We start from the raw sequence: 9,845 nt of genomic DNA, 5'->3' as shown, positions 1-9,845 counted from the left end.
TTGACAGGTATGTCAAGGTTATGCTTGTTGTCAAAATGAGGAATTCTACAGAGCCCAAATTCAATGATTTCATAAGTAAACCTGTTTTTCAGCTGATTTTAGCTGGTCAGGACATGACAGAACAATATATAAACTTTATCATTTTATTGTGTAATGATGGAAAAAATAATAGTCTGGCACGGATATTCATTTGTTGTATTTATAAAAGACAACTGCGGATGTAAAAAATAATGTGGCGGATGTAGATGTCTGAGAACCTCGTAGAATATTCAAAATGTACAAAAAGCCAGATTACAAATAGAAATAAGTGACAATTAATCGAAACTGTAAAATATACTACCTTTATACTAGCAGACATACTTAAGTTAAAAGCTGTAAACATTTGTTCAGATAATTCAGACAATCATTGATTGCCTGAGAACTCATTCATACTATAGTTCATAATAATTCATAAATTTATAATCACATTTATCAGGTTGACACAAAATGAAAATCAGCAAACCACGAGGCACCCGTGATTTCCTCCCTGAGGATACAAAGAAGAGAAGATATGTCGAGAGCATATTGCGTCAGGTCGTTAAGAACTGGGGATTCAATGAGATAATTACTCCCACATTTGAGAATCTGGAACTTTTCACACTTAAATCTGGTGAAGGGATAGTAGGAGAACTTTACAATTTCAAAGACAAAGGTGACAGGGAAATGACTCTGCGCCCGGAACTGACGGCTCCGGTCATGAGGATGTACGTCAACGAGATGCAGGCATACCAGCAGCCATTGAAGCTATTCTATTTTGAGAACTGCTTCCGGTATGAGAGACCCCAGAAAGGACGTTTTAGAGAGTTCTGGCAGTTCGGTGTGGAGCTTATTGGTAGCAAGAGAGCTGATGCTGATGCTGAGGCAATTGCACTGGCAAGCGAGATGCTAAAATCAGTTGGGATCAAAGGTGACCTTCACGTCAATAATCTGGGGGTCATCAGGCACCTTCTTAGCGTTCTGGAAACAGAGCACCAGAGTAAGATAATGAGGCTTGTTGACAAAAAAGATGATACAGGACTCAATGACTTCCTTGAAGATATCAATGCACCTGCCGACCTGCGGATGAAACTTCTTGAACTGATCTGTCTGACAGGCGAAGGGGCAGTTACAAAGGCACGGGAACTGGTGGGCAACATTCCTGAAATAGAAACCTTCCAGGAACTTCTTACACTTCTGGATACCTACGGCGTAGAGTATACTATTAATTTTGGGATCGCCAGGGGACTTGACTACTACACCGGTACGGTTTTTGAGATATATGCAGAAGGGCTTGGTGCCCAGAATCAGGTTTGTGGTGGAGGTTCATACCAGCTGATCCAGCTCTTTGGTGGGGGAGATGTTCCATCCACAGGATTTGGTCTTGGTTTTGACAGGATAATGGAAGTCTGTGAACTGGAAGCACCTGACGATAAGCCGGTTGTAATCATCGCCAAGGACAGTACCCGTCTGGATGCTGTAAAGGTTGCAACGAAACTCCGTCTTCACATGCCGGTATACAATGATCTTATGAAGAGGAACTTCAAAGCTCAGCTCTCCCATGCAAATAATATCGGTGCCAGACACGTGGTTATAATCGGTGAACAGGAAGTTGAAGCCGAAAAGGTCACTTTGAAGGATATGAGCAGTGGTGAGCAGGAACTCCTGACCATCGATGAGGTAATTGAAAAACTCACATGTAAATGATGAAAAAATACCTGCACAGAATACTGAATGATGAAAGGGCAGCAGATGCCCTACCCATGAGAATGGTGGTTGCGGTTATAGCCATAGCAGCACTGCTACTTCTGCTTTCCAGTGGGATTCATTCACTTCTTGAGAATGAGGAAAGCTACGCTGTCAAAGCTGTTATTTCTAATATCGGGTCGCATGCCGAGCAGATGTCATCAAAGGGTGCCGGTAGTATTATTGCACTGGATGTAGATATTCCTTCCAATACTAAACTGGTAATGGGTGCAATACCTGGGCAGGAAAATAACTGGCCTTCTGACTCCCAAAACTACTATTTTGAGATCGACGATAAGCAGACAATAGGTGAGTCTGCTGCATTTTATTCTAATGCTTCACTTAACGGTTGTTTTATCCTCTATCCGGGTTCTCACACAATAACCATGGAAAGTGTTCGCGATCAAAATGGAAAAATTTTTATTGTACTTAGTAATTAGTCACATCCGTAATGAAAAAACGGATAAAAGTTGAAATAGCATCTTTTTCACGGGAGAATGCTGTTTCACAAAAAAACGGTTCAGGTACTTTCAGGTACCTGTTAAATAATACTGATGCCTGGGTTGACCTGATTCTGTCAAAGACGGCACTCATTCTTGCAACTGTGATCATACTTGCTGCAGTATACGGTCTGGCAGGTAGTTCATCTGACCTGGTCAAAAAAGATGAATTGGAAGTAATTGCTATTGACCTTGCATCAAATATTGATGCTGCAGGAAGTATACATTCGATCACTAGGGACGGTGTGAAAACATACAGCTTTGATGCATATTCAGGGCAGCTTATTGATTATGATAAGATGGATATCTCAGTTTCCGGTGAGTATGTTGTTTGCACCTTTGCAGATAACGGGCACAACATTTCTGCTGCCCGGCAATTAAGCTACAAAACTCTTCCTTTCAGTCCAATTCAGCTCAGAATTCTGCTCAACGGGCAATTAGGTGCTAATGGAGATCGTAGCCATCCTGTTAATTCAGTATTCCCCTACACTGATATTACTGAATATCTGGCAATTACGGCAACAGAAGAATTCTATTTGAACACCAGTAAGGAAGTCCGTATTGAAAGGGCATCGGTGTTCGTTACAGATGGAAGTGAGGTGAATGAACTTGAATATGTCCTCGTTTATCAGTGATGATAGTGCTTTTCTTGAACCTAACAACGATATAATAGCAACTGCAATGGTCGTTATTGGATTTGTGGTATTTGCGGCTATCCTGTCAAAGACATTTATTGCATTCAATGATAATTCTCAAGCTCTTGAGAGCTATGAGCAGGCTGCCATGATGGCAAAGGATATTGCATCCTCCCCCTCTTTTCAGGGAAGCAGACCTGAACTGATTTCTGCTGAAGAACTTGACCGAATAGTTGATCCTTCGGCAGACAAAGAACGCTACATGTTCTTTCAGCGTTTTTCTCCAAATCTGGATTTTTATGTTGAAGCAGTAACCGATGATGGAAACTACCAGTGGACAATTGCAGAAGGAACAGTTTCCCGGGATGGCAGGGATGTTATTGCATCATCCATCCCGGTTGTCATAGAACTTGGAAGCAGTGCAAGGTGTGTTCCCGGAACCATCACTGTGAAGATCATGCAGAACAGGTGGGAGTGAAACTAGCGATAAGGTAAAAAACGGAGCGAATTATGAGACTATTGAGACCAGCAAAACAATCTGCACTCATCGGTAAAAGAATCAATTCGACAGAGATATTCAGGGATGAGAAAGCATTCTCATCTAGTATTGATGCTATTATTTTCCTTGTACTTATCTCAATTTCCGCAGTGATTCTTATGCCGACACTTACAGCAGATGAACAATATCGTTCAGCATCCTATACATCGGCACAGGATATGGGTACTTGCCTTATGAATACTATTATGGGTAGTACTGTGGACGAATTCGAATACACATTAAAGCCCACGGAGCTTGCAGGCATAGATGTGAACCTCTTAGAAAATTCCATCCTTGAAAATGCCGAAGAAACCATATTTACAAAGGAACAGCATCATCGTACATTTTCCGACCTGGTGGCAGAAAGTCTGGTACTGAGTCTGTATCAGGTGGATAATGGCACTGAAAAACCTCTTAATCCCATGACACAAATGCAAAGTATTGAAACTGAAAACCAGATAGAAGACCATCTTGAGAGAACTATTGGGCAGAGGTATAATTACAGATTTGAAGCCCACTGGCAGCCTGTTGCGGGATACCGGGTACAGAGCGATATAATAATCGGAGAAGAAGCACCTGTAAATGCTGTTAAACAAAAGGCAAGGATCACGTTACCACTTACCTTTTCTTTCACACGGGCTGAGATAGGTGAACCTTTTTCCGAAAACAGCATCGATGCTGCGATAAGTTCTCCAAATCCTGACAAAGAACTGCACGACATGTTCAACAACAGTATTGAGATTGCCTCAAAGGGTTCTTCAGTTATTCTCACAGAGATCGTATTCCCGTATGATTACTTATCTTCTATCAGTGGCACAGAGGTGTCGGTGAACAGTGAGCAATTGTCCTGTATTGCCGGTCCGGATGATACAACATACAGCAATCCTGTAATACAGAGTGCCCTTGGATGCATGAATTACACAAAGCAATTGTACGGGTTGAATGTAGAAGTTAACCCGGATGTTCAAAGCATCGGTTTAGATCTGGTGGAAAGTATGAATACATCAATAACAGATACGAATACGGAACAGATATCATCTCATATCAGGGATTACAGGGCCGATGAAATAAATCAGACTATTTCATTAATGTGTAACGCAACGGGTGGCAGCACAAGATTGGATCTTGCCAACACCCAGCTCGATGCAATATACAGGACAGCGAATCCGGCAGGTGCAGACATTGTACTCATGATATGGTAATATCTTAAAAATGGCTTTCACAGAAGCAATTCCATCAATCATAACATATATATTAGATGATGGTATTCATAGGAAGCACTTCGCCAATCACATTAACATATTATCAGATTGTCTCCCAAGTTCAACAATCTGGTAAATCAAGTATCTAAACCTATACATTAAATCGAATTTAACTTACAATTATCAGGAGGAAGCTTATGGCAAAAATGCATACCCGGAAGAAAGGTAAATCCGGCCCAACAAAACCACTTCGTACAGAAGCACCTGCATGGTCAACCATGACCAGCGACGAAGTGACAATTGTAGTAACAGACCTGTGGAAGCAGGGAATTAGCACAAGCGAGATTGGTATGGTACTCAGGGACAAATACGGAGTACCTGATGTTAAGATCGCAACCGGTAAAAAAATAACAAAGATTCTCAGAGAAAACGGTGAAAAATTCGCTGTACCTGAGGATCTCTACAACCTTATCGTTCAGGCAATCAGAATGAGGAAACACATGGGTTACAACCACAAGGATGTACACAACAAGCGTTCCCTTCAGAATACTGAAGCTAAGATAAGAAGATTGGTTAAATACTACCAGTCTACAAAGGTTCTCCCAGCTGACTGGAAGTACAAGCCAGAAACTGCTGAGATGCTGATTACTAGATAAACAAATTATAAATGTTTGGCCGCAAGGTCAAACACATATCTTTTTTTATTAGCAACCTTCCAAGCGTAGGCTATGGATGTATTTTTTGCGAGTTCTTATTGTTTCATTTTACTTTTTGAGTTTCTTCGTGTTCTGATTTTAACTTGATCTTTCTTGTATGCATTCAATTTATCTTCATATCATGTTTTCAACATACTATTATCATTTGAAATTCAATATCTCATAATTATGATTCTTATTATATACTGTGCCATAGATATATTTATATAATATGTTTTGATAGTATTAATTATAGTCACAAAACCTATTATCTGGGTTTTGAAGACTGGTTGGTGGTACGATGTATTCATCGGAAAACTGCTGAAGTAAAAACAAATCAAAATAAACAGAACGTGGACAGACACCCTCTGTACTCACTCCCTAACATCATCTCTCCCACAAAAATGCTTTCATGTTCACGTTCTGTTCTTCAGCATATTTTGTTCCACATTCTTATCAAGGAGTTGCATTGCAACTCAGCATCTTATTTTGTTGGTGAAAAGTTGAATTGAAGACGTAATATGGGTAAATATTACTATCAATGGAAGACATTGACAGCAAGAAGTTCCTTTGAAGGGCATCCACTTCTCTTTTTAGATCCTAAAATAGCATTCAATTTTTTAACGACATCCGCTGCATTACTTCCGTAGATATCCACATCAATTGCCTGAGCTCATTCAAGGGTTAAAGGGGTACCACCAACCATTGTTTTCAGGGAATCATGAATGCCTGCTTCTGCTAGTTCTTTTTCAAGGGTCAACTGGTTGGTCATTGTTATTGACATCAATGCAGATGTAGCTACAACATCCGGGCATATAGCCATCGTTTTTTCGATGAAGGTCTCCACTGGTACATCTACACCAAGATTGATGACTTCGTATCCGTCTATCTGAAGGGATGTTGCAACGATGTCCTTACCAATTGAATGTATGTCTCCTTCAATAGTTCCAATAAGAATAGTGCCTTTATATTTCATGCCATAATCCGTGGCTTCTTTTGAGGGCATTAGTGTATTGATTCTGGCTTTCATAGCCTCAGCGGCTGCGATCATGTGGGGTAGGAACACTTTTCCGTCTTTGAACATTTCTTCTATCTTGATGATGCCCGCATAGAATCCCTCTTCAAGAACATACTCCAGTTCAATTCCTGCTTCAAGTGCTTCCATAGCAACACTCTGTGCCATGGTGTCATTAAGTGTCATAATAGCTTCTATCGCTCTTTTAATAATACTTTCTCTTGATAGCACTTGCAACCACTCTCCGGATTTCTATAAATGTTGCCTGTTTTTTGTAGCAGGTAATAAGTATCTGAATTCTTAGTTCTCTGATATATATTTTCTAAAACATGTTGTTGATGATAATTCACAAAGTAATCAGGAAGTGCATATATTATTTATTTCATTGTTATTATTCTGTAAATTCTAAAAATACAAATACACATGTTAATCGATAAAAACAAAAACTAGGTCCACTGTGGTGTGTGGGCCGAAATATCTTTATGATTGGCTGGTGCTTTGATATACAGGATGAATTATTGCTATTCTGTCCATCCAGTCACCTTTTTTAGAAACTAATAAGAGGAAAATATTTATTTAAAAAAGAGTTTGTGGAAAAGTCGCCAGACCTGGTAATCACATATCTATGGTTTATTGTCAGGACCTTTCCGCAAGTTTCAGGATTAATTATAGTCTTTTACAATCTGATTGAGCTTCTCACTGCAATCATGTATCAGGTGACTACCAGTTTAAACTCTTTCGCAAGCATGTTCATAATTCCTGTATTTACTTGTTGACTTTAGTTCATCAAAGCCTCATTTATATATGGTACGTTTTTCAAACCATACAGGCTTTGTCTCGCATCCTTGAAATAGAATCTTTCCTGTAGGAAATCCTCGTCCTTTAGTCTGTTAAGTGCATACCTGATGGTGCGTGGTGAGAGGTAACTTTGCTCAGCTATCTCCTTTTGCGTCAGGAGGCCTCCGTATTCAAGCACCTTAAAGACGAGTTTTGCTGAAGGTGGCAGTCCTTCAATTGTTTTTCTCAGGTGTTTGTCTTTCGATGATTCTGCGTTTTTCTTTATGTGTATTTTTTCTACGTAGCTATCAACAAAAACGATCCCTCATATTCATCACTCCTTTTTATAAATTTAATGTATAAGTTCCCATGAGCATTTATGGCAAGATATTTTCACTATTGTAAATTCACGATTGTGAATTGTGCTTATAATTTATATACATTTTGATACTTGTAGGTGAGAACTCTCTCTTTAGGATAATCGAAAGATCCCCGGAGTTCTTCAAAAACGAAGCAACATCAGGTGAACGTTTCAGGGATACCATTCAGCGCGCAGGCTATGAGGGATTCAAGACCATTGTGTTGAAGTACATGTTCCTGCATCAGTAGTATATATCTGTGCTGCAGGTTATTTTTATATTATATAGTGTCCATTTATAATATACATATTCGATCCAATTAACAGGAAAACAAATTATGCCAGAACAAAACGCGGAATTAAAAAAAGAGGTATATCAATTAGCTGAAGGGTATAGTGACAGTTCTCCGCAGGAAATTCTTGAGTATGCTCTCAACAGATTTGGAAGTGGTATTACCATTGCATTCAGTGGTGCCGAGGATGTGGTGCTTATTGATATGGCAACAAAGATCAGGCAGGATGTGAGTGTCTTCTCTCTGGATACAGGTCGTCTGCACCCGGAAACATACAAATATTTTGATGTGGTGCGTAATCATTATGATATTCCACTGGAGATTTTCTTTGCCAACAGGGATAAGACTGAGGAACTGGTCCTGAAAAAGGGTATGTTCTCATTTTACAGGGATGGGCATGGTGAGTGTTGTGATGTCAGGAAGGTCGATCCTCTCAGACGCTCACTGGGCACTAGAGCTGCATGGATAACAGGCCAGCGTAAGGATCAGAGTCCTAACACACGTGCGGCTGTTCCTGTGGTCGAGGTCGATTCTGCTTTTGGTGATGGGACACTCATAAAGTTCAATCCTCTGGCAAACTGGACCTCCAAACAGGTATGGGAATACATCATGAAAAATGATGTTCCATACAATGAGCTTCATGAGAAGGGGTATGTCAGCATTGGCTGTGAACCATGTACCAAACCTGTTCTGCCGGGACAGCATGAGCGTGAAGGACGTTGGTGGTGGGAAGAGGCTACCAAGAAAGAATGCGGTATTCACTCTGGAACTATAAGGCCTCAGGTTTGACAGAAAGGAAAGGACTCGTCGGTAATGATTTATCTTACGATAAAGGCCTTGTCCTAAAAAGGTACCATTCCCATTATCGCATATAGGTGCCGGATTTTTCTGACTTCTCGATTTATGTTCGTTGTGAATTACTGGCAAAAGTGTTCAAGGAAATCTGAATGTATCATTTCTAATGATCGTCATTCTCAATTTCAGAAAGGTACTCCTCATTAAACATTTTTGCCATGAGCACTACGTATGATATTAACAGGGGTCCTATCACAATTCCCAGCAGACCGAAGAGGTTTAGTCCGATTATAACTCCAATAATTGATTCAAGGGGATGGATGCTTCCTACCTTGTTTTGTATTGCTGGTCTTAGTAAATTATCGACGGAACTGAGGATAATTCCTCCTACTAGAATTCCCACGGCTATGAAATAATCCTGCTGGATCAACTGGATTATCACGGCAGGTATCCATATTAGTGTTGCACCTACTGCTGGAAGGAATGACAGGAATACTGCAACAAATCCCCAAAGGAATGCTCCCTCAACGCCAAGCAAAAGAAAAGTAATGGTAAGCAACGATCCTTGTACAAGGGCAATTATTCCAGAACTTATCAGTGTCGCATTTACAATCGACTTGAATTCGTTCTGAAGTATATCTCTGTTCTTCTTGCTAAAAGGTATTGCTTTTTTGAATTTCTCCGAAGAATGTGTTCCTACTTCTACAAGCAGATAGTACAGGAGAAAATACATAATTATAAATTCTATAATCCTTTGTCCTAGGCTTTGTATAGCATTAACAAGCATGATACTAAAGAAATTTGCTGCTGCTGCTACTACTTCTGTAATTTTATCCCGTATACTGATCTCAACTGGGAGCTTATCAAGGGGCAACTGGTTGATGTAAAGGCTGGCAGAGTCTAAATATTGAAGGATAGAACTTGTGTCAAAAAGGATGCTCTGCATCTGGAAAATTACAATTGTTATGAGTATGTACAGAGGTATTATTATCAAAATGATCGTAAGTACTATTATTCCAAAGGCTGCAATACTTCGATTTACCTTCAACCTGCTTGTCATGTAAATGTAGAGAGGCTTGAAAACCACGTACAGGATAAACGCCCCAAAAAAAGCATTAATATATGGGTATAGTGCATAGATAAGTACTGCTGCCAGTAAACCAAGTATCAGTAATGCTTGAGGCATCTTACTTGAACTATTCATTACTTCTCTCATGATTGTTCATTGTATTTAAGGATTTTATCTGATTTGTACTATACGAGTACTGGTTTAAAA

Annotated in this window: 11 protein-coding genes; 8 read left to right on the top strand and 3 right to left on the bottom strand. The window is 39.8% G+C overall.

Annotation, left to right across the window (positions count from 1 at the left end):
- Positions 1-486: 486 nt before the first annotated feature.
- The 6 genes from hisS to QZZ23_RS10430 all read left to right on the top strand — a co-directional run bounded on the left by hisS (position 487) and on the right by QZZ23_RS10430 (position 5,292).
- A complete protein-coding gene (gene hisS, locus QZZ23_RS10455; protein ID WP_292469787.1) occupies positions 487-1,722 on the top strand; it encodes a histidine--tRNA ligase in 1,236 nt (411 codons plus the stop codon).
- On the top strand, positions 1,719-2,201 hold the full coding sequence (locus QZZ23_RS10450; protein WP_292469784.1) for a hypothetical protein: 483 nt from the start codon (positions 1,719-1,721) through the stop codon (positions 2,199-2,201). Before hisS ends, QZZ23_RS10450 begins: the two co-directional genes overlap by 4 nt.
- Before the next feature lie 11 nt (positions 2,202-2,212).
- On the top strand, positions 2,213-2,896 hold the full coding sequence (locus QZZ23_RS10445) for a hypothetical protein (RefSeq protein ID WP_292469782.1): 684 nt from the start codon (positions 2,213-2,215) through the stop codon (positions 2,894-2,896).
- Complete coding sequence (locus tag QZZ23_RS10440) at positions 2,877-3,374, top strand: hypothetical protein (RefSeq protein ID WP_292469780.1); 498 nt, start codon at positions 2,877-2,879, stop codon at positions 3,372-3,374. The genes QZZ23_RS10445 and QZZ23_RS10440 overlap by 20 nt, the downstream gene beginning before the upstream one ends.
- 32 nt (positions 3,375-3,406) lie before the next feature.
- Positions 3,407-4,636 carry a hypothetical protein gene (locus QZZ23_RS10435; RefSeq protein WP_292469778.1) on the top strand — a complete coding sequence of 410 codons (1,230 nt, stop codon included), beginning with the start codon at positions 3,407-3,409 and terminating at the stop codon, positions 4,634-4,636.
- Between the two features lie 197 nt (positions 4,637-4,833).
- Positions 4,834-5,292 carry a 30S ribosomal protein S15 gene (locus QZZ23_RS10430; RefSeq protein ID WP_292469776.1) on the top strand — a complete coding sequence of 153 codons (459 nt, stop codon included), beginning with the start codon at positions 4,834-4,836 and terminating at the stop codon, positions 5,290-5,292.
- A gap of 712 nt (positions 5,293-6,004) precedes the next feature.
- On the opposite strand, the gene QZZ23_RS10425 is transcribed toward QZZ23_RS10430, so the two are convergent.
- Together QZZ23_RS10425 and QZZ23_RS10420 are read right to left on the bottom strand one after the other, a co-directional pair.
- A complete protein-coding gene (locus QZZ23_RS10425; protein ID WP_366931345.1) occupies positions 6,005-6,577 on the bottom strand; it encodes a cobalamin-dependent protein in 573 nt (190 codons plus the stop codon).
- Positions 6,578-7,124: 547 nt separating this feature from the next.
- On the bottom strand, positions 7,125-7,322 hold the full coding sequence (locus QZZ23_RS10420; RefSeq protein WP_292469774.1) for a winged helix-turn-helix domain-containing protein: 198 nt from the start codon (positions 7,320-7,322) through the stop codon (positions 7,125-7,127).
- Positions 7,323-7,567: 245 nt separating this feature from the next.
- On the opposite strand from QZZ23_RS10420, the gene QZZ23_RS10415 reads away from it, so the two are divergent.
- A complete protein-coding gene (locus QZZ23_RS10415) occupies positions 7,568-7,732 on the top strand; it encodes a hypothetical protein (protein WP_292469772.1) in 165 nt (54 codons plus the stop codon).
- An 87-nt stretch (positions 7,733-7,819) separates the two neighbouring features.
- Positions 7,820-8,563 (top strand): phosphoadenylyl-sulfate reductase, encoded by a 744-nt coding sequence (locus QZZ23_RS10410; RefSeq protein WP_292469770.1) that lies wholly within the window; start codon positions 7,820-7,822, stop codon positions 8,561-8,563.
- 169 nt (positions 8,564-8,732) lie between these two features.
- On the opposite strand, the gene QZZ23_RS10405 is transcribed toward QZZ23_RS10410, so the two are convergent.
- On the bottom strand, positions 8,733-9,785 hold the full coding sequence (locus QZZ23_RS10405; protein ID WP_292469768.1) for an AI-2E family transporter: 1,053 nt from the start codon (positions 9,783-9,785) through the stop codon (positions 8,733-8,735).
- Positions 9,786-9,845: the final 60 nt, after the last annotated feature.

It is taken from the genome of Methanolobus sp. (assembly GCF_016278385.1).
Taxonomy (GTDB): domain Archaea; phylum Halobacteriota; class Methanosarcinia; order Methanosarcinales; family Methanosarcinaceae; genus Methanolobus.
This window is presented reverse-complemented; position numbering and strand designations above follow the sequence as displayed.